The sequence below is a fragment of the Streptococcus parauberis NCFD 2020 genome (assembly GCF_000187935.1).
GTDB lineage: Bacteria > Bacillota > Bacilli > Lactobacillales > Streptococcaceae > Streptococcus > Streptococcus parauberis.
This window is the reverse complement of record NZ_AEUT02000001.1, coordinates 497,770-519,200: the sequence shown is the minus strand read 5'-3', so window position 1 is coordinate 519,200 and position 21,431 is coordinate 497,770. Positions and strand designations below refer to the sequence as shown.

The following is a 21,431-nucleotide window of genomic DNA, read 5'->3' as shown; positions in this document are numbered from 1 at the left end:
TTAGGAGGATGTGTAGATGCCAAGCAAGAGAGAGACATCTCCAACTAAGTCCCGTGAAGTGAGAGTTTTAGGGAAACTTTATTCTAATTTCACTGCAGCTTGTCGGGAGCTAAATGCAACACCGAAGAAAGTCATTACAGTGGCTAATCGTTTGAATATCTCACGCGACGAGGCCCTGGAAAAAGTAACTCAAGGATTCGAGTTGAGTCCTGGCCCAATTTTTGAAATAAAAGAAAGACGCGATCCATCAAAACTTAATAATCGAATCTTCAACTTAAGAATGGAACTTGGCGAAACAGATCGTCAGTTTGCTGAACGATTTAACATCTCCTTATCCTCTGTTAGTCACTGGGAAATTGGTCGCTCAAAACCAAATGTAACTATCCTAAAGGAAATGGCTGAATTAGCAGGCCAGAGTTTTGAAGAGTTTTATTTTGGGAATTAAAACAAAACACTTAGTATTGAAATACTAGGTGTTTTTTAATATATCTATTGATTTTTTTACTAAAACTAGTCCTTTAATAAAATTTCTAAATCCTGACGAATCTCTTGAGGGGCGGTCTTAGAGGAATAACGTTTTACGACTTGGCCGTATTTGTCAATCAGAAATTTGGCGAAGTTCCATTCAATTGCTTTACCTAGTAGCCCCTTCTTTTGAGCTTTTAACCAGACATACATTTGGTCTGCTTCTTTACCATTCACATTTACCTTAGCGAATCTAGGAAAAGTTGTTTGGTAATTGAGACTACAAAAGTCATTAATTTCTTCGGCATTACCAGGTGCTTGCCCAGCAAATTGATTACAAGGAAAGTCTAAAATCACAAAACCTTTGTCGACATACTGATCGTAAAGTTCCTGGAGACCTTGGTATTGGGGAGTCAAACCACAGCCCGTTGCTGTATTGACGATGAGAAGTACCTTACCTTGAAACTGACTAAGGGAAATGTCCTCTCCATGTTGGTCTTTAACTGTAAAATCATAAAGTGATGTCATATATCCCTCCTTTAGGCTGTGCTTGCATTATAACATAATATAGAAATAAGCTGTTCAGAATTGTTCTCAAAAAAAACAGACCAGGTCTGCTTTTTTTACAACTGATAAAAGCGCTTAATATACCTATTATACCACATTTAATAGTCTGAAATTTCAATTATTCCCCAATATAGTCAAATCTTTTTTCTTTTAAAAGTGTCTATCTAAGAGTATTCTACCCCTTTCCTGTATAATGAAAGTATCCCAAAAATTACAATGCTCTTAATAACAAATTAAATAGGAGATTTGATATGAAACAAATTCACAACCGTCTTACTAAAGTCTTGGTGCCACTACTGGTGCTTGTCGCTCTTGCCTGTGGCCTCGGCTTCTTTTTCCGTGATCAACTCACCCACCTCTTCGGCGGCACAACAACCGCTGATTACAATTACGTCCTCAAACGATTTGACAAGCAAGTCCAGTTGGTTGTCGCTGACGCCGAGACTGATACTACCCGTAAGCAAACCTTTCAAAACGACAATTTAACAGAATGGCCGAGCTGGACAGAAACCATCACCAGATTCTTTATTGGTCGAGATATGGAAGTTTTGATCCCAGTTACCACTGAATTCAAAATTGACTTAGCCGGAATCGGCAAAAATGATATCCTGATTAAAGATAATACAGTGACCTTCAAAAAACCACTAACCGTTTATGTTGACTCCCAACAAAGTGGCAAAATAAAAATCAAAAACCAATCCAGTGGCTTAGTCGATAAAGCAGTTGACCTAGCAACCTCAAGTGTCAAAGCCCAAGAATTTTTAGCAGAAAAAACAGACGAAACCGTCTATAACACATCTAGATTTGTCCTCAGTGATAAAAAAGAGGACGTTATCAAAGCCTCAGAAAAAGCCCTAACTTCCATCCTAAATATCAATTCCGAAAAGAAAATCAAAGTCCAACTAGCAGAAGACGACTTGCACTTCAAAATTAAAGACAAGAAAAACTAAAATAACTCTCCATTTTGGAGAGTTATTTTTTTACATTTTTATCATTATTATCTAAAGTAGATTTTGCCAATTCTTTATTATTGTTAGAACAAGTTGTTAAAATACAAGAGCCGATAAAATGATCAATGACTTCTTTTCATTTCAATTACCTCTACTCCATTATATCATTTAATAGTTTGGATTATTTAACAACTATAAATCCGATACGAAGCTAAATATAATAGTTTGTTACCAGTTTTATGAAAAGTATGAAATGAAATTATAATATATTTCATTCAAGTCTAAAAAAGGTATGATTTCATAATTTCTATAAATATTTTTTCATTTTTTTGTATAGAATACTTATACATTTATGATAATTTAAAATAGTTTGACAAATTGATTGAAAGATTTTGACAATTCCTTTTTATCAATGTTTATAGGTGCTATTCATTTGATTTTCTGTCAATTCACATCAATTTTACTTCTCATTTTTTAATAACAAAATGTATAAACGCATACTTATTATAGGATATTTAATAATCTGAATTTTCTCTATCATAACACTTTACCAAAAGCCCTTGACAGCGCTTTCTTTATGGATATAATAAAGCTTGGGAATAACCTTATAAAAGGAGAAAACATGTTTGCCTTAGGAACATTAATTGATGCATCTGCAATTTTATTTGCAGGGATTGTTGGTAAATATTTTGGACGACAACTCAATGAGCGCCATCAAGAAAGCTTGAGTATGGCTACTGGTGTCAGTGTCCTCTTCATTGGCATTTCTGGTGCTATGTCGGGTATGTTGCAGATGTCTAAAGAGTCTTTAATTAGTGGTGGTAGCATGTTAGTTGTTGCTTGCTTAGCATTGGGCGCTCTGATTGGTGAAGTCATTAATATTGAAGGCGCCTTTGAGAAATTTGGTCAATGGCTGAAAGTCAAAAGTGGCAATTCCAAGGATCCTGATTTTGTAAACGCCTTTGTTGTGGCGACTTTGACAGTTTGCATTGGTGCTATGGCTGTTATCGGACCGCTTCAAGATGGTATCAGTGGCGATATCAGTTTACTCTTAACCAAGAGTGTCTTAGATTTTATCATTGTTATAGTCTTATCATCATCGCTTGGAAAAGGTGCCGTTTTTTCAGCCTTTCCAGTCCTCATCATCCAAGGTGCTATTACTGCTTTTGCTCATATTTTAAAACCTATTATGACTGACGGAGCACTAGCCAATATCTCACTGGTCGGCTCAATCCTTATCTTTTGTGTTGGGTTGAATATTGTCTTTGGCAAACGAATACGTGTAGCAAATATGCTACCAGCCTTAGTCTTCGCAGCATCTGTTGCATACTTTTAAATCAAGTGAAATACCATTTATGTACTGTTTCAAATAAGTCGATTTTTATATTTACAAAAAAAGGATTAAGTTCTACTCAGTACAGAACTTAATCCTTTTTCTTTGATTGATTATCTTATGTCGCTAATAAATGAATTCTATGAAATGACTAATCAAATCTGATATACCGCTATTTGATTGAGAGGTTATCATTTTATTGCTATAATCTATTAAAAATCCCCTTCATTAGATCTTCTATCTAATGAAGGGGAATATAATATTATCTATGATAAGATTTTTTGATATAGTTAACTGAATTATTGTACTTCTTGTTGATTAATTATATCATATGTAACTGCTCTACCATTTGAATTAAATAATAAATATTGGCTAAATTGAATATTTCCTATGCTAACACCATATTTAAAGGCTAGTTGAGTGAGTCGATTTTGGAAAGTTGCTTGATCTATTCCATACCGACTAGCTAATGCTTGCATCTGCGCATCATAATTATCGATGTCAACTTTCTCCTCCGCTACTTCAGCTTTATCAGCTGGATCAGCTATTGGAACATCTTGAGTCTCTTGTGGTGATGTTTCTTCTGGCTGACTTGGTAATGAGGTTTCTTTACCTTCCTTATTTTCAGGCATTGGCTGAGCAACGTCTTTTAATGTGTAAATGATAGGATCATTTATATTGACAAGCTTGAGAGATACCGTCGGTTTATTAGCAACACTGACGACATCTCCTGAAACATGTAAATCTCTTAAGCTTACATGATACTGTTGAGCAATATAGTCGTATTTTTTTTGCTCTAATTGTTTTTGATTATGTATTTCAACAAAGTCTACTTCTTTGTAGTCTATTGGTAATTTAATATCATTTAAAGAGATGGTTTTTTGGGATCCGTCTTTTAAATAAATGATTAAATCAGAGCCAGATCGAATGACATCTTCTGTTTGATAATCCAATTTTGCTTTGCCCATTTTAAGTTGCAAGAGGGTTGTCTTATATTCTTCTTGATCGTCAAACTGATCTGGATTTATTGCCGATGGCACATTTTTCATTTCAGCAGTATGAGTGTGATTACCATGGGGAATAATAATCTTATCTCCGGTTACCTTAAACTTATCAATTGGTACATTAGTTTGCAGTGAGAGGAATTGTAATTTTTTGGCAATTTCTTCTTTGCTATAGTGACCAGCTTCAATTTTTTCAATCTTACTATTCTTAGCATTAATGCTATCTTGAACTTGTTTTAACTCACTGTCTTCAAGTTCACTATAAGGAATATAATGTTCATGCCCTTCATGATCTGCTATAATCCCTTCTTCATCATATGATTTAATTGAATCAACAGAAAATTGATAACCATCATCAGTCGTATATGGTTTGCCGTCATTTCCTTGTTTGGTTTTCTTAATAGAGCCATTCACTAGATTAATCTTGCCGTCCTTACCTTTTGGTAATTCAGGCTTGTGGTCAACAGGTTTTGGTGATTCAGGTTTTTTTGGAGTTTCAAGCCCAAGAAGTTTCTCAGCTGTCGCTTTGTCCACCTGGCTTTGACCGGCAAGGTGCATCCTTGCCAAGTAGATTTCAAGCGGTGATAATTGACTCTCTGGTACTACGTGCCAATGATTACCATGTGGAATTACATAACCACGACTGGTTAATTTAGTGACTTGATTTGGGTCAAATACTAAACCATCGTCTTCACGGTGACGTTTATTTGCAGGTTGTTTGTAGAGTTTCTGCAAGAGCTCATGATAAGATACATGATTCTTATCAACTACTGGAGCTGGCTGATTTGGTTTGTGACGATGATCATCACCGCCAGTATGGTGTGGGGCTGGAATTGGTGAGTTAGGAACGATTGGGTAGTAGATAGGGGCATTTGAATGGCCTCCACCACTTGGAGCGGGAGCCCAGTTGCCACCGTTTGATACAGGAATTGGTATTGATGCACCGCCTGTACCAGCCTTATGACCTGCTCCTTTTCCTGATTTAGCAGCCCAAACGGCTTGAGCTGCACCTAATTCACTTGCAGATAATTCTGCTTTGGGAATATAGTGGAAGTGATTTCCGTGAGGCACAATGTAAGCATCGCCAGTATCTTCCAAAACATCATTTGGATTAAAGATATACCCATCATCAGTGGTGTAGCGCCCTTGGCTTTTAGCAGCTTTAATCTCTTGTCTAGAGGCTGCAACATGTCCACCAGACTTAGAAGCATTTTCTGAAGCTGATCCGTAACCATTTTTTTCTGCTTCTTTTCTTCCTTTTCTAGATTGTTCTGCTATTTGTTCCTTACTTCTAATATTTTCCTTCTTACTTCCTTCCTTCAGGTACAAGTAATATTTTCCATCTACTTTTATAATATAGCCATCTTTAACTTCGTTTACAACGTCTGCTTTATTGAAAACATAGTTTGGGTCTTTCATCAGCAACTCTTCACTGATAATAGCATTATATGGCACTTTTCCGTTGTAATAATGATAATGATCACCATGAGAAGTGACATAGCCCTTATCCGTAATTTTAACGACAATCTGTTCAGCTGAAATTCCTTCTTCTTTACTGATATCATCTGGACTCTTATCTGCAGCTTGCTTGATTTTGTAATTTTTACTTGCTTTATCAGCGTCAACATAAGACACTGAATTTTCTTTAACATGTTGAGCTTGGAATTGACCAAGTTCATAGCCGCAAGCACTAAATAACAAAGCAAGAACAGCACCGGTGCCAATCATTTTCTTCTTATTCATTTTTTACTCCTATTATTTTAATTCTTGATATAAAATTTCTAAATTTTGCTCAATATAGTTCAAGTAAGCTTTATTTTCTCCTGGATCAATTTCTAAAGGACTCAATTCTTTCAGTTTTGCACCCGTAGATTTAGCCACTGTTTTGGCCATTTTTTGTGACACATTTTTCTCAACAAAAATAGTATTGACCTTATAAGTTTTGATAAAGTCCCGGATTTCCTTAAGTTGTCTTGCAGTTGGTTCCTGTTCAGGAGAAATTCCTGAAATGCCAAGTTGGACTAAACCAAAGCGTTTGGCTAAATATGAAAAAGCAGTATGTTGCGTCACAAAGGTTTTCTTTTTCAAAGACTTAAATTTTACTTTATAGTCTTTGGCAATCGCTTCCGCTTCTTCAGTAAAGCTATTGGCGTTTTTTTGATAGACATCCTTATGTTTAGGGTCCAACTTGCAGAGCTTATCAGCAATATCATGTACTTCTTGTGCTGCCATAATTGGATCAGACCAGGTATGTGGATCATAAAGGGTAGCTGGATCAATCCCCTTACCCACCTCCATATCTTCTAGTCCTTGTACCTTGTCTAAAGGCAATGCTTTTGATGCTTCTATAATTTTAACCTTTGAGTGGTGGGTGCTAGCATCCAGTTGGCCCGCCCAAGATTCCAAAGTATGTGAATGGTAAAAAAAGACATCGGCATCATAGATGGCAGCAACGTCATTGGCTGAAGGTTCATAACCATGAATACCAGAATTTGTATGAATCATTTTAATATTATTCAGATCACCAGAGACATACTTGGTCATGGCATAGATTGGATAAAAACTAGTTACAATTTTTAATCCTTCCACCTTTTCTTGCTTTTCTGAGTGACAACCAGTAAGTATTAAGCAAATCGGTAACAATATACAAAATAATAAGCTATAAAAAATTTTTTTAATTTTCAATTGTTCTCCTTTCAACATTTACTAATTTAACTTAACCAGTTAAGTATATAACGTAATTTTATTTTAGTCAAGTGCTTATATAAAAATATGTTTTGAAGTAAAGCTACTAATAAAGTTAATCTTTTAAAATAATAATTTAAGAACTAAAAAAAGGATAAGTCTCCTTATCCTCTTTTTAGTTATCCAATTAAATTTCTAAAGAAATCAACGATTTGTTGCCAAATATTTTTTCCTGTCTCTACTGCTTTTGTTGTATCAACATTTTTCAAACTATCTAAGTTGATTCCTTTAAAGGCATTACCCGATTTTGCAACAATTGAATCCTTCAATGAATTCAATGTCTTCGTGAAGTCACCATTTGTGATGACACCTGAGTTTGATAAGTTAAAGGCAAAATTATTAATCATTGTAATTTGGTCTTGTGAGATAACATTATCTAATTTGTATTTAGCAAGGGTATCTGTAACAATCTTTTCAACATCTTCTTTCGTTAAATCAGACCCACCTTTAGCTACTTGCGCTTTAATATCTGTCAAAGCAACATTCAATTTATCAGTGTCGTAACCATCTTTACCTTGGTTCGCTGCATCGATGTCTGATAAGGCCTTCAATTCATCCTGCGCCAGCTCTTTGTTCTCTTGTGGAATCTGTGCTCCGTTTTCTTCAAGAGAATAATAGATCCCCGCGAGAGCTGATTCACCCGTAACAGCAATCGGCGCTGCAACACTAATGTCAGCATGCTCAATTCCGAGCGTCACAGCCGCATTACGGTACATGTCCTGAGTTACCTTGGTAATTTTATCAGGCGTCACAATTTCCACTTTGAGCACATCATTTGCACCCAATTTCTTGATTTTAACAGATGAATAAAGTTGGATGCTAGCATCATCAGCTACGTTCATGATTTTAGCATAGGCAGCCGTTGTCAATGTTTTTACCTGATTATCATTAGCACTATCATAGTTCAAGAGATTAAGTGTTTCTTGCTTTTGTGATTCATCAAGGGAATAGCCGAGCACGTAATCAGGCTGAACATAGCCCTCATTGATAACCTGCTGAACATCACTAGTTGCCGCATAAACTGGCGTGGCAATAATAGCCGAGGATAAAGCAAGACCTAGTCCTGCAAGCATTAGTTTTTTACTTTTTTTCATTATTTTTCTCCTTTGGAGTTATTTCCTAATTAATCAAAATCCCGTGTGACTATTATATCACCTTACCATTTAGAAGACGATTAAAAACCTGCGACTACCAGATGACAAAATGAGTCAATCCCATAACAAAAGCCCTAAGCATAGGGCGTTTGTTATTCATGTAATTCCAGTGGTAAGCCATCTGGATCAAAGAAAAAGGTCATTTTCTTGCCAGTATAGTCATCATAACGTAGCTCCTCTACAGGAATGGCTAGCACTTTCAACTCTTCTATATATGATTCAATATCTTTCACATAAAAGGCTAAATGTCTAAGGCCACAGGCTTCGCGGTCAAATTCCGGACGACCAACTCGTTTTGGTGGCGCCGTGAATTCAGGATCTGATTTTGAATTACCAAAAATCTCTAATTCAATGTCACCACATTTCAAGTCCAATTTATAATCATGACGCTCAGGACGATGATTTTCTCTGATAATCTCAAAACCAAGCTTATTAACATAAAAGTCTTTAGATTTATCATAATCAGAAACAATAATGGCCACATGATGAATAGCAGTTAATTTCATAAAAGTTCTACTCTCTTTTCAGTTTACATTTTCTATTTTTTGCAATCTATCAAGAATTAAATAAAAAATACTTTTCAAAGTGGTGATATCATTTAAAACAATAAGTTTTCAATGATAGGAATAATTTAGATGTTAGTCTAAATTATTAGGTATGGAATTCCATACCGCCCCTCTCCACATAAGAAAAGTAATTTTTAAAAGTAAAAATTTGATTATTCGATAGCTATTTGATTATAAGATTTACTAAAGTATCCAAGAACTTTTTTGGAAGCATTTTTATAATTCATCTGTTCTTTTAGTATACCTTTAACTACAATCCTCTCTTTAGCTTCTGCATCAGTACAAGTAATTAAAGTAATATCTTTGACCCCTAGAGTATCTTCAATTACATCAACACGATCAGGTGTCACATGATCTACTGATTTTATATCATAACGATAAATTTTCTCTTTGTCTGTTACATAGATAGGCATCCCAATTTTTGCGTTTTCCAGTGGAGAAAACAACATTTTTGAAGAACCTGCCATACCGAAAACATGATGACTTGAAAGAGAGTAATTATTATCGCCACCCATGACTTGGCCCTCTTTCATGGTACCAGCTCCGTAGAGTATTTCCACATTTCCTAGGCCTTTAAAAATCGGTAGGTTAATACTGACATCTGGTACTGCAATACCACCAATTACAGGAAGTTTCTGAGCCGCCATCTGAGCTTGAATAACTGCTTGTGTATCTACAGCTTTTACATCTTCAAATTTAAAACTTACTTTAGCTTTTTTATTTTTCTTGATCGTCTTTTTACTAACATGACTAACTTGGTATTTATTTGAATTCCAAGCAATTATAGTATTACGAATTGGCTTATTAAATAATAATCCCAATCCAACTATCATTAAAATAGTAGCTATAATTATTCGTACTCGATTTCCAAGACTTGATTTATAATTATTTTTCATGCTTATTCCTCACTTGGTGCTTGATTATCTCCATCAGCACTTGTTGGACTTGTTTCATTTATATCAGTAACTACTGATACTTCTGTTGAATTAACTTCTTCTACTTCAGGTTCCGGTTCAACTAAGGCAAAGGTTACAATTTTAGAATCTTGGTCTAATCTCATCACTCTAACACCGAGGGTAGCTCGACCTGTTTGGGAAACATTTGAGATTGATGTACGAATGATAACTCCTTTATTAGTGATAATCATCATATCCTCGTCACCAGATACAGTGGTTAAACCAGCTAATGGACCATTTTTAGCTGTGATATTAGCTGTTTTAATCCCTTTACCACCACGACCCTTTGTTGGGTACTCAGAGGCTGCAGTACGTTTCCCATAACCATTTTCAGTAATGATTAATACTTCTTGATCATCAGTGATTCGAGAAGCTCCAACAACCATATCTTCGTCCCGTAATTTAACACCACGGACGCCGGTAGCTGAACGACCCATGTTACGGATTGATGATTCATTGAAACGAACTGAGTAACCTGAACGTGTACCAATAATGATATCTTCAGTTCCATCAGTTAATAAGACATTGATTAACTCGTCGTCTTCTTTCAAGTTCAAGGCTCTTAAACCATTTTGACGGATATTATTAAATTCTGAAGCACTAGTACGTTTTACAACCCCACCTTTTGTGGTGAAGAAGAAATACTTGTCGGCAACTTCTACTTTTCGTGCATTGATAATGGTTTGAATTGTTTCACCGTCATCAAGCTTCAATAGATTGACAATTGGTAAGCCTTTTGCTGTCCGACCATACTCAGGAATTTCATAGGCTTTTAATCTATAAACACGTCCCTTGTTGGTAAAGAAGAGCAGGGTATCATGGGTACTTGTCGAAACTAATTCACGTACAAAGTCGTCATCATTTACACCAGTACCTTGTACGCCACGTCCACCACGTTTTTGCGCTCTAAATTCATCTTGCGCGAGACGTTTGATGTAGCCCATGTTTGACAAGGTGATTAGTACGTCTTCTTCTTCAATCAGATCTTCATCTTCTAAAGAGAGAACTTCCCCAACCATTAATTCCGTACGACGAGCATCGGCATACTTACGTTTAACTTCATCCATCTCTTCGATTATAATGGTTTGCACTCGCTCTGGCTTGGACAATATATCCGCCAAATCAGCAATTAAAGCAATCAGCGCATCGTATTCAGATTGAATCTTATCACGTTCCAAACCAGTCAGACGGCGCAGACGCATGTCTAGTATCGCTTGACTTTGTCGCTCGGAAAGTTCGAAACGTTGCATCAACTCAGCTTGCGCAATCACATCAGTCTGACTCTTACGGATGATTGCAATGACTTCATCCAAGTGATCGAGGGCAATTAGTAAACCTTCTAAAATATGAGCTCGCGCTTCTGCCTTATCCTTATCAAACTGAGTTCGACGTGTAATAACTTCTTTTTGGTGAAGAATGTAATTGTCGATAATCTGACGAAGTGATAAAATCTTAGGAACGCCATTTTCAATCGCAAGCATGTTGAAACTAAAGTTAGTTTGTAAACTAGTTAGTTTAAACAGGTTATTTAAAATTACATTAGCTGACGCATCACGCCTTACTTCGATGACGAAGCGGACACCCTCACGGTTAGATTCATCACGGACTGCTGTAATCCCTTCGATACGTTTATCTTGAGCTAGACGAACAATGTGCTCATGAACTTTTGTTTTATTAACCCCATAAGGGAATTCAGTAACCACAATACGTTCACGGCCATTTTTAGTTGTTTCAATTTCAGTCCGAGAGCGCAGGACAATTGAACCACGTCCAGTATCATATGCTCTATGGATACCAGAACGTCCCATTACCATGGCTCCTGTTGGGAAGTCAGGTCCAGGGATAACTTCCATTAAGTCACGAGTTGTAACTTCAGGATTTTCCATGACTAATTTAACGGCATCGATTGACTCACCCAAATTATGAGGAGGAATATTTGTCGCCATCCCAACAGCAATACCAGTTGCCCCATTAACTAATAAGTTAGGGAATCGAGCAGGTAAAACTAATGGTTCACGTTCACTACCATCATAGTTTTCTTGAAAGTCTACTGTGTTTTTATTAATATCACGAAGCATTTCAAGGGCAATTTTGCTCATTCTTGCTTCAGTATAACGTTGCGCAGCGGCACCATCACCATCCATAGAACCGAAATTTCCATGGCCATCAACAAGCATATGGCGGTATGACCACCATTGGGCCATTCTGACCATAGCTTCATAAATTGATGAATCGCCATGTGGATGGTATTTACCCATTACATCCCCGGTGATACGGGCCGATTTTTTATGGGGCTTATCCGGTGTTACACCTAGTTCATTCATTCCGTATAAAATACGACGATGAACTGGTTTCAACCCATCACGCACATCCGGCAAAGCTCTGGCCACGATTACACTCATGGCATAGTCAATGAAAGATGTTTTCATTTCCTTTGTCAGATTTACGTCAATTAAATTTCTATCTTGCATCTAAGGAATGCTCCTTTTCTAGTCCAAACTCTATTTAATTATAGCACAAAATCAATATTTTTGCGAATTGGAACCCCTTTCAGAAAACAATTTTCACTTTTTTCGTGATTTAAGTGACAAACAATTTTCAAAATGCTAAAATTAAGTTGTATGGGGCTTCCCTCTAAAAAAATTAAGGAGATGTTTAGAAATGACTTTAACTAAACAACATAAAAAAGTTATCTTGGTCGGTGATGGTGCCGTTGGTTCTTCATATGCATTTGCATTAGTAACACAAAATATCGCTCAAGAACTTGGAATTATTGATATTTTCAAAGAAAAAACTCAAGGTGATGCAGAAGATTTAAGCCACGCTCTTGCATTCACATCACCCAAAAAAATCTATGCAGCTGACTACTCAGACTGTCATGATGCTGACTTAGTAGTACTTACTGCTGGTGCTCCACAAAAACCAGGTGAAACTCGTCTTGACTTGGTTGAAAAAAACTTACGTATCAATAAAGAGGTCGTAACAGCAATCGTTGACTCAGGTTTCTCTGGTATCTTCTTAGTTGCTGCTAACCCAGTTGACGTCCTAACTTATTCTACTTGGAAATTCTCAGGATTCCCTAAAGAACGTGTTATCGGATCAGGTACTTCACTTGACTCAGCTCGTTTTCGTCAAGCTCTTTCAGATAAAATCGGTGTCGACGCTCGTTCTGTCCATGCTTATATCATGGGTGAACACGGTGACTCAGAATTTGCTGTTTGGTCACACGCTAACGTTGCCGGTGTTAAATTAGAACAATGGTTACAAGATAACCGCGACATCGACGAAGCAGGTCTTTTAGATCTCTTTATTTCAGTTCGTGATGCTGCTTATTCAATCATCAACAAAAAAGGTGCAACATTCTACGGAATCGCAGTTGCCTTAGCTCGTATTACTAAAGCTATCCTTGATGATGAAAATGCTGTACTTCCACTTTCTGTTTTCCAAGAAGGTCAATATGAAGGTGTAACTGATTGTTATATCGGTCAACCTGCTATCATTGGTGCATACGGTATTGTTCGTCCAGTAAACATTCCATTGAATGATGCTGAATTACAAAAAATGCAGGCTTCTGCAAAACAACTAAAAGCTATTATAGACGAAGCTTTCCAAAAAGAAGAATTCGCTTCAGCAGCTAAGAACTAATTAGAAAAGAACGACAATTAAAATTGTCGTTCTTTTTTTATCTCCTGTTATACCTTAGCATGGCGATGCCATCAGTGACAGTGGATTCTATCAGTTTTAATTTGTGTTCTTGGTCATTACCTTTGAATAAAGGTCGGCCTTTTCCGAGGATTGTTGGGATGATGCCAATAATGTACTGGTCTATCATATCATGATCGATCATCAATTGGACCAAATCAGCGCCTCCAAATAACCAAATTGGTCCGCCTTCTTCTGCTTTCAGGCTTTTAACATTTTCTAAAATAGATGAGGTAAAGTGAAGATTTGGTCTGTCCGAAAGTCTTTGCTGATGAGTTGCCACATAAAATTGTTTCATTTCATGATAGTCGATCATTTCCAGTGGGCAGTCATCATAGGCTTTGCGTCCCATTATAATCGTGTCACATGAGGCAAAAAAGCCTGAGTTATCAAATTGCAAGGGGGTATCAAATTGTTCTGTCCCATGCCCTTCAATCCAATCATAAGACCCATCCTCTCTTGCAATATAACCATCTAAGCTAATGGCGATATTTAAGACTAATTGCCTCATCTGTTCCTCATTTCTAGGGCTATTACTTAGCAGATAATGCCGCCATTGTAATGTAGTTGTATGGTTTATTAAAGTGTGGTAGGAAGAAGATATCCATTAAGGCTAATTTTTCAATTGTAACTTTTTCTTGGATGGCTAATGAGAACATGTGAATCCCCATAGAGATATCCTCTTTTGAAACCATTTGACAACCTAATACGACACGACTATCTTTGTCGTAGACAATTTTAATAGCCACTTCGTGGTTACCATGTTTGATAAATTCTGGCTTCTGTAAATCATTAAAACCAGTCTCTAATGCATTATACCCTGCATCTTTAGCTTTGGCTAGTGTCAATCCAGTCGAAACCATGTTCAACCCATAAATCGAAATACCATTTGAGCCTTGTACGCCTGCGCCCTCTAATTCATGACCACAAGCATTATGAGCAGCAACAATACCTGTCCGAACTGCATTTGATGCTAGGGCGATGTAGTTAACATCTTGACGGGCGTTGTCGTAGATAGTTGCACAATCGCCAATGGCAAATACGTCTTTCATACTTGTTTCTTGTTTTTTATCGACAATCCAAGCCCCATTTGGTAAGGTTGCTAATTTACCTTGACCAAGTGCTGTATTTGGTTTAAAACCAACAGCCATAATGACCATGTCGACATCAAAGCTTGCTTTATCTGTGACAATGCGTTCTACTTTGCCATTGCCTTCCACAGCCTTCAAGGTGTGGCCAAAGGCAAGTTGAATGCCATGGTCCTCTAGGTTCTTACTCATGAGGTCTGTGAACTCGCGATCGTAATAACCACCCATACATGTTTCAGCGATGTCAACTAGAACAACTTCTTTACCTTTGCGTTGAAATGCCTCAGCTAGTTCAACACCAATGTAACCAGCTCCAACAACAGCAATTTTATCAAGTCCTGGTTTAGCCAGTTTCTCAATCACTTCAGCAGAGTTTTGGAAGAGTTTAACAAATTGTAAGTTTTCTAAAGTAGCCTTGAATTCAAGTGAATCTTTGACTAATTCTACTCCTTCGATTGGTGGAATAATTGGTTGTGATCCTGTAGCTAAAATCAATTTATCATATGATTCCTGATGCTCTTGACCATCTACTAAGGCTGTAACCACTTTTTGATCAAAATCAATGTTTAACACTGGTGATTCCATGTAAACTTTTGCACCCATTGATTCCAATTCTTCCTTGTCAGAATAAAAGAGTCCTTCTGGTCCATCAATCTGTTCACCAATCCATAATGCCATCCCACAACCAAGGAAAGAAATATTAGAATTTTGGTCAAAAGTGACAATTTCATTTTCTTTTCCGTAATTTGTTAACATTGTTTTAATGGAAGCTGTTCCTGCATGGTTGGTTCCAACAACGATAATTTTTGCCATATATATTGTTCCTCTTTTCACAATTTTTAGTTTAGGGCTAAATTATAGCATAGAAAAAAGCGCATACAAAAACATATGCTCACCGTTTCACAAGTAATAGATTATTACAAAATCCCTTTTACAAGGCATTATTCGGAAATAAGTGAATTCTTACACAAAAATATTGGTTAAACTTTGTGAATATCCTAACATTTTGAATTAGAAATATTTATTTTGTTCCGAAAATCAATTATCAAAAATTTATAAAAAAAATGACAAATCAATTTAGATTTGTCATTTTCGCTCTGCCATTTTTTAAAATAAAGACATGAATTCTATGAGATACAAATTAAAATGGACTTCTTGAGAATAATAGATATTCCCACCATTTTTATATAATTGACCACCTGAAATTAATGCTAAGGGATGATAATAAAAATAAGTTTCACCACTTGTGTTACCTAAACTTGGAGCTACAACAGTTTTAGAATATGTTTTGGCCAAAGGAATGGTATTTTTACCACCATGATTGGCAACATAATGAATATAAGCAGTCCCAAAATTATAGGCTTGCACAGCAGTCCATGAATCGACTTGGGCTTGCTCGGCTAATTCTAGATTATGTGATAAGAGTTTAATGCCATGGTTAATACTAGATTTACTATCAGTGATAGAATTTGTCCTTCCACTGCTACTTTCACTAGCTTGCATGACATCTACTTCGCCACCCTTTGTCTCGGTGTAAATCATGGCGAGAACAAGGTTGACATTGGTATTTGTATTATTCTCAGCCAAGGTTTTCTCAACCATATCTTTATACTGTAGCACATTATGAACATTCTTATAGGTAATATATGCTTGAAAGACACAAAAAATGAAAACGACTAGAATAATAACACGTTTGAAAAATTTCAACATTTATTTATTCTTGATATCCTCTATATTTTTAATCAAGATTGAATAAGTTCCATCATCATTCATAATGAATTCAACAGAATCTGCATCTTGATAAACTGTATTTGGTACAATCAGTTCAATTCCATTTGAAAGTGACAGTTTTTGACTTTCAAATTTCTTTATTTGTCTGGAAGAATCAATATCACTCACCTGAATCGGTTCTGGAATACTCTCCTTAATTTGGTCAACAAAGGTTAACTTTGCAGTCAAATTATTATCAAAGAGTTGATCAGCCAATTTCTCAGGAGATAACTCTGCTTCTTCTTCTAAATTTTTATAAATGGCTGATTTGACTTTTGATTGAAAGGCAAAATCATCCTGATTAAAGTTTTCAGCAATCTTTTGCGCAGTCTGTTCTAGAGTCTTGATTGATTTTTTAACAGATTGTTCAGGTTTAACTTTTAACAAATTTTCTGAGAAATAATTCTCAAAGGATCCATTATGTTTAACCCTTTTTTCAATCAAGTAATAGGTATTGGATTGTAAATTGATGACTAAAGCTTCATCTGGTGCTTGAGCTGCAGAAGGTAAGTTGTTTTGCGTAATACTAAAAGGATTCTCTTGGCTTTCAGCCATATGGGCAAAGCTTTCCTTCAATGCAATTCTTAAAAATGCAAAATAAGGTTGACCTTCTTTGTCAAATTGAAGAAAGACCAGATCATTTGTTTTCTGGTCTTCTGAAATCACAAACTCTTCTTTCCAAAGCTTAGCAACTTTTTGACTGGAGTCGATAAAATCATCTGTAATTAGCTCTCTAAAAATATTATCATTTTCAAACTGACCACGCTTTGCATCATCTGAAAAAACTTTAGCTAACTTTTTACGAAAATACTCATCAATTCTTGGTGTGATATTAACTAAACCCTCTGACAGAAAAAGTTCCGTATCATTTGGCGAGAATTGATGAATAGTAATTTTTTTAATATATATATCTAACATGATTATAGGTTTTCATACAATGGGAAGGCATCCGTAAGTGCACGAACATCTTGACGAACTTGTTCTAAAACTTCTGGCTTATCGTGATTAACAAGGGCAGTGATGATTAATTGGGCAATTTCTTGACAGGCTTTGACATCCATACCACGACTGGTAATAGCAGCGCAACCAATCCGAATTCCAGATGTCTTGAATGGTGACAAAGTTTCATAAGGAATTGAATTCTTATTAAGAGTGATGTTTACTTCATCAAGAAGATTTTGTGCTAATTTACCATTAGCAATAACCTTTGTCACATCTACTAAGAAGACATGGTTATCAGTTCCACCAGAAATCACACGGAAACGGTCATCAGCTTCGAAAACTGATGCCATTGCTGCTGTGTTATCAATGATAGCTTGGGCATAGTCCTTAAATGCAGGATCAAGAGCTTCTTTGAATGATACTGCTTTGGCAGCAATGACATGCTCAAGTGGACCACCTTGCATACCAGGGAAGACTGCAGAGTTAATTCTTTTAGCAATCACTTCATCGTTGGTAAGAATTAGTCCACCACGGGGACCTCTGAGTGTTTTATGCGTTGTGGATGTTGTAATATCTGCATATGGTACGGGACTTGGGTGAAGGCCTGCGGCAACTAATCCTGCAATATGAGCCATATCAACCATTAAATAAGCACCAACTTGGTCGGCAATTTGACGAAATTTAGCAAAGTCAATTGTGCGTGAATAAGCTGAAGCACCAGCAACAATTAATTTAGGATTAACATCTTTAGCTTGTTGTAAAATGGCTTCATAATCAAGCATTTCAGTTTCTTTGTCAACATTATAGCCAACAAAGTTATAAGTTTTACCTGAGAAGTTAACTGGTGAACCATGAGTTAAATGACCACCGGCGGCTAAATCCATGCCTAGGACAGTATCACCTACTTCAATTAAAGCTGTATAAGCGGCAGCATTTGCTTGACTTCCTGAGTGAGCTTGGACATTAGCAAATTTTGCACCAAATAATTCTTTAGCACGTTCAATAGCTAAATTTTCAACTACGTCAACATTTTCAGTACCACCATAATAACGGTTGCCTGGATACCCTTCAGCGTATTTGTTAGTCAAGACTGAGCCTTGAGCTTTCATGACTGCTTTTGAAACAACGTTTTCTGAGGCAATTAACTCAATGTTGTGTTCTTGTCTATCTTCTTCGGCATGAATAGCATCCCAAAGTACTTTATCAAATTCTTGGTAGTTATCTTTATCAAAAATCATTTCCTTACCTCAATTCTTTCAAAAAGCGTTTTTGTATTTTATCTGATTTATAACCCAGATGCTGATAAAAAGCATGTGCTTCTTTGCGGCTATTTCCTGAGTTTAATCGAATATAGTTAATATTGTTCTTTTTAGCAATTTCTTCAATTGCTCTCATTAATTGGCCCCCAATACCTCGTCTTTGATAGTCTGGTAAGACAGCAAGTCCTAGAATATTATAAACCGTAGGTGCATAGGTAGTCTGGTAAAGTTGCATATGACAATAACCAATTACTAAATCAGTCATCTCATCAGTGTAACCTATTAGGATATGGTCATCATTCTTTAAGACAGCCTCTAAATGTTTTTGACACTCCTCTAAAGTAATGGCATATCCCAATGACTTTTCATTGATTACTTGTAACTGTGGTGCATCTTTAACACTAAGTTGTCTGATCATCAATCACCTCAAAATTCTAATTCAGGAACTACATCTAACAATTCTTCTTTAGTAATTGAACCTTGGCGTAAAATCTTAGCTTTTAATCCAGAGACGTCAATTATAGTCGAATCCTGCCCTGTTAAAGCAGCATCGTCAGAATAACCATCTACTTGATAATTAAATGCCTTCATAATTGCTTTAAAAGTTTTGCCACTGTCATCGCCCGAAATGTTTGCTGAGGGTCCAATAAGTGGACCCGTTTCTTTGATAATCTGACAAGTAACAGGATGATTTGGCATTCTAAAACCAACAGTAGTTTTACCCGAATTAATCCATGCAGGAACCTTCTGATTAGCCTTGAGAATAATAGTCAAGGGACCAGGCAAGAAGGCATTGACTAGCTTTTCTAAGTATGCTGGCTGACCCTGAGAATAATCAAGAATATCTTGATAGGAAGCAATATTTAAGTTCATTGCTTTATCTCTTGGCCTTTGTTTCAGCTGATATACATTATCAACTGCATTTTCATCCATTGCTTTGGCAAAAATACCATAGACAGTTTCAGTTGGTAAAACGACTGCTTGACCATTTTTAATTTGTTCTATCAGTTCCTTCATGATTGATTACTACCATCCTATCTTTTCCAAAATAATCTTGTAATAGTCTAACCCTGCATTGTGGAAAATTCGCCTCTGCTAATTCTTTCAAATCTTGACCTTGTTTATAGCCAATTTCAAAATAAATTGCACCATCTTCTGTCAAATAATGACTAGCCTGCTCCAAAATAGCTCTATAAATTGCCAAACCATTATCATCAGCAAACAAAGCTAAATGTGGCTCCGAATGCCAGACATTTAAACCAACTTCATCCTTATCCTCAAAAGCAATATAAGGTGGGTTAGATACAATAATATCGTACTTATCTAAAATATTACTAAACAGATCAGAATGCAACCAATTGATTTCTAAATCCAGTGCTCGTCCATTCTCCTGCGCCAAGCTTAAGGCATCTAATGAAATATCAGCAGCATCAATCTGCCAGTTTGGTCTCTCTTTTTTTAAGCCTAGGGCAATTGCTCCGCTGCCTGTTCCGATATCAAGAACGCGAAGAGACTGGTCCGAGTGCTCCTCAAGAATGAGCGAAACCAGTTCCTCCGTTTCCGGCCTAGGGATGAGCACCCGTTCATCAACTGACAGAATCAAATCTCGGAAATAGGCATTGCCAGTGATATACTGAGGGGAACGGTGAGTTTTTAATTGAGTCATGATTGACTGAAAGAGTTCTAAATCCCCAGTCGAAACTTCTTTGTTTTGATGAAGTAAATAATCTAAAGTTGACCATTTTTTTAATTCTTTAAAGACATAAATTAAATTTTCAGGATCTTCCCCGACAGCTTCCAATTGACTTTGGAGTTGACTAATGGTTTGTGCGTAATTCATTATTTATTGAGATCTTCTAATTTTTGGGTTTGATCATAAAGGACTAAGGCATCAACAATCTCATCCATTTTCCCAGATAAAATGGTGTCTAATTTTTGGAGAGTTAAACCAATCCGGTGATCTGTAACACGATTTTGTGGGAAATTATAAGTACGGATACGTTCTGAACGGTCACCAGTACCAATTGTTGATTTACGTTCAGCATCTTGCTCATCTTGGGCAATTTGCGCGAAGTGGTCAGCAACACGAGCGCGAATAATCTTGATCGCTTTATCTCGATTCTTTTGTTGGGTTCTTTCTTCTTGCATTTCAACTTTAATATTAGTTGGAATATGGACCATCCGAACGGCAGTTGCTACTTTATTGACGTTCTGTCCACCGGCACCTGAGGCATGGTAAATATCTACGCGCAAATCTTTGGGATCAATTTGGTAATCCACTTCTTCAACTTCTGGCATGATTAAAACTGTTGCAGTTGAAGTATGAACACGGCCTTGACTCTCTGTAACAGGGACACGTTGAACACGGTGAGCGCCTGATTCATATTTCAATTTTGAGTAAACTGATTGGCCAGAAACCATTGCAACTACTTCTTTAATCCCACCAACACCATTGTAAGTTGCTTCCATTACTTCAAAACGCCAGTTTTGACTTTCCGCAAACTTCTGGTACATGGTTAACAAATCCCCAGCAAATAGTGCAGCTTCATCACCACCAGCTGCACCACGAATTTCAAGGATGATATTTTTATCATCATTAGGGTCTTTTGGAAGTAAAAGAATTTTTAATTGTTCTTCATAAGTTTCTTTAGCCGCTTTTGATTCTTTTAGTTCTTCTCTTGCCATCTCTTCGATGTCAGAATCACCACCTGAATCTTTAATCATTTCTTCAGCGTCAGCGATTGCCTGAATAACATCTTTATACTTACGATAGACATCGACTGTTTCACGTGTGCCTGCTTCTTCTTTTGATAATTCCATGAAGCGTTTGGTGTCAGAAACCACATCTGGGTCACTTAACAATTCTCCTAACTCTTCATAACGATCTTCGACAGCCTGTAACTGATCATATATGTTCATACTTTTGGGTG

The 21,431-nt window shown here is 36.6% G+C and carries 20 protein-coding genes; 4 read left to right on the top strand and 16 right to left on the bottom strand.

The features are described 5' to 3' along the window. Positions 1 to 16 precede the first annotated feature (16 nt). Positions 17 to 445: a helix-turn-helix transcriptional regulator gene (locus SPB_RS02565; RefSeq protein WP_003104320.1), complete on the top strand. Its 429-nt coding sequence runs from the start codon at positions 17 to 19 to the stop codon at positions 443 to 445. Positions 446 to 510: 65 nt separating this feature from the next. On the opposite strand, the gene SPB_RS02560 is transcribed toward SPB_RS02565, so the two are convergent. Further along, on the bottom strand, positions 511 to 993 hold the full coding sequence (locus tag SPB_RS02560) for a glutathione peroxidase (RefSeq protein WP_003102485.1): 483 nt from the start codon (positions 991 to 993) through the stop codon (positions 511 to 513). Positions 994 to 1,283: 290 nt separating this feature from the next. Here SPB_RS02560 and SPB_RS02555 point away from each other — a divergent pair, with 290 nt between their 5' ends. Both SPB_RS02555 and SPB_RS02550 read left to right on the top strand, forming a co-directional pair. Next, positions 1,284 to 1,982: a hypothetical protein gene (locus SPB_RS02555; RefSeq protein ID WP_003105495.1), complete on the top strand. Its 699-nt coding sequence runs from the start codon at positions 1,284 to 1,286 to the stop codon at positions 1,980 to 1,982. 622 nt (positions 1,983 to 2,604) lie between these two features. Further along, positions 2,605 to 3,318 (top strand): DUF554 domain-containing protein, encoded by a 714-nt coding sequence (locus SPB_RS02550; protein WP_003104790.1) that lies wholly within the window; start codon positions 2,605 to 2,607, stop codon positions 3,316 to 3,318. A gap of 296 nt (positions 3,319 to 3,614) precedes the next feature. Here SPB_RS02550 and SPB_RS02545 read toward each other — a convergent pair whose 3' ends face one another. From SPB_RS02545 to gyrA, 6 genes are all read right to left on the bottom strand, one after another. After that, a complete protein-coding gene (locus SPB_RS02545) occupies positions 3,615 to 6,062 on the bottom strand; it encodes a pneumococcal-type histidine triad protein (protein WP_003103708.1) in 2,448 nt (815 codons plus the stop codon). A 12-nt stretch (positions 6,063 to 6,074) separates the two neighbouring features. Further along, complete coding sequence (locus SPB_RS02540; protein ID WP_372696721.1) at positions 6,075 to 6,998, bottom strand: metal ABC transporter solute-binding protein, Zn/Mn family; 924 nt, start codon at positions 6,996 to 6,998, stop codon at positions 6,075 to 6,077. A gap of 185 nt (positions 6,999 to 7,183) precedes the next feature. Then, the gene (locus SPB_RS02535) at positions 7,184 to 8,158 is read right to left on the bottom strand and encodes a DUF1002 domain-containing protein (RefSeq protein WP_003104904.1); all 975 of its coding nucleotides are present in this window, start codon (positions 8,156 to 8,158) and stop codon (positions 7,184 to 7,186) included. Between the two features lie 152 nt (positions 8,159 to 8,310). Further along, positions 8,311 to 8,724: an SMU1112c/YaeR family gloxylase I-like metalloprotein gene (gene gloA2, locus SPB_RS02530; RefSeq protein WP_003104317.1), complete on the bottom strand. Its 414-nt coding sequence runs from the start codon at positions 8,722 to 8,724 to the stop codon at positions 8,311 to 8,313. Between the two features lie 212 nt (positions 8,725 to 8,936). After that, positions 8,937 to 9,680: a class A sortase gene (locus SPB_RS02525; protein WP_003103235.1), complete on the bottom strand. Its 744-nt coding sequence runs from the start codon at positions 9,678 to 9,680 to the stop codon at positions 8,937 to 8,939. Between the two features lie 2 nt (positions 9,681 to 9,682). Further along, positions 9,683 to 12,211: a DNA gyrase subunit A gene (gene gyrA / locus SPB_RS02520; protein WP_003105044.1), complete on the bottom strand. Its 2,529-nt coding sequence runs from the start codon at positions 12,209 to 12,211 to the stop codon at positions 9,683 to 9,685. A 190-nt stretch (positions 12,212 to 12,401) separates the two neighbouring features. On the opposite strand from gyrA, the gene SPB_RS02515 reads away from it, so the two are divergent. Continuing rightward, positions 12,402 to 13,385 (top strand): L-lactate dehydrogenase, encoded by a 984-nt coding sequence (locus SPB_RS02515; RefSeq protein ID WP_003104251.1) that lies wholly within the window; start codon positions 12,402 to 12,404, stop codon positions 13,383 to 13,385. 37 nt (positions 13,386 to 13,422) lie between these two features. Here SPB_RS02515 and SPB_RS02510 read toward each other — a convergent pair whose 3' ends face one another. The 9 genes from SPB_RS02510 to prfA all read right to left on the bottom strand — a co-directional run bounded on the left by SPB_RS02510 (position 13,423) and on the right by prfA (position 21,420). Then, positions 13,423 to 13,953 (bottom strand): dihydrofolate reductase family protein, encoded by a 531-nt coding sequence (locus SPB_RS02510; protein ID WP_003103327.1) that lies wholly within the window; start codon positions 13,951 to 13,953, stop codon positions 13,423 to 13,425. 22 nt (positions 13,954 to 13,975) lie between these two features. Next, positions 13,976 to 15,343 (bottom strand): H2O-forming NADH oxidase, encoded by a 1,368-nt coding sequence (gene nox / locus SPB_RS02505; RefSeq protein WP_003105841.1) that lies wholly within the window; start codon positions 15,341 to 15,343, stop codon positions 13,976 to 13,978. A 294-nt stretch (positions 15,344 to 15,637) separates the two neighbouring features. Then, positions 15,638 to 16,240: a lysozyme family protein gene (locus tag SPB_RS02500; protein WP_003105012.1), complete on the bottom strand. Its 603-nt coding sequence runs from the start codon at positions 16,238 to 16,240 to the stop codon at positions 15,638 to 15,640. Beyond that, on the bottom strand, positions 16,241 to 17,218 hold the full coding sequence (locus SPB_RS02495) for a nucleoid-associated protein (RefSeq protein WP_003102637.1): 978 nt from the start codon (positions 17,216 to 17,218) through the stop codon (positions 16,241 to 16,243). 2 nt (positions 17,219 to 17,220) lie between these two features. Further along, the gene (gene glyA, locus SPB_RS02490) at positions 17,221 to 18,480 is read right to left on the bottom strand and encodes a serine hydroxymethyltransferase (protein ID WP_003105793.1); all 1,260 of its coding nucleotides are present in this window, start codon (positions 18,478 to 18,480) and stop codon (positions 17,221 to 17,223) included. A gap of 4 nt (positions 18,481 to 18,484) precedes the next feature. After that, the gene (locus SPB_RS02485) at positions 18,485 to 18,919 is read right to left on the bottom strand and encodes a GNAT family N-acetyltransferase (RefSeq protein ID WP_003104430.1); all 435 of its coding nucleotides are present in this window, start codon (positions 18,917 to 18,919) and stop codon (positions 18,485 to 18,487) included. A gap of 8 nt (positions 18,920 to 18,927) precedes the next feature. Then, positions 18,928 to 19,518, bottom strand: coding sequence for an L-threonylcarbamoyladenylate synthase (locus SPB_RS02480; protein WP_003103626.1), 591 nt, complete (start codon positions 19,516 to 19,518; stop codon positions 18,928 to 18,930). Further along, positions 19,493 to 20,341 carry a peptide chain release factor N(5)-glutamine methyltransferase gene (prmC, locus tag SPB_RS02475; protein ID WP_003105423.1) on the bottom strand — a complete coding sequence of 283 codons (849 nt, stop codon included), beginning with the start codon at positions 20,339 to 20,341 and terminating at the stop codon, positions 19,493 to 19,495. Before prmC ends, SPB_RS02480 begins: the two co-directional genes overlap by 26 nt. Further along, positions 20,341 to 21,420: a peptide chain release factor 1 gene (gene prfA / locus SPB_RS02470; protein ID WP_003104152.1), complete on the bottom strand. Its 1,080-nt coding sequence runs from the start codon at positions 21,418 to 21,420 to the stop codon at positions 20,341 to 20,343. Before prfA ends, prmC begins: the two co-directional genes overlap by 1 nt. Positions 21,421 to 21,431: the final 11 nt, after the last annotated feature.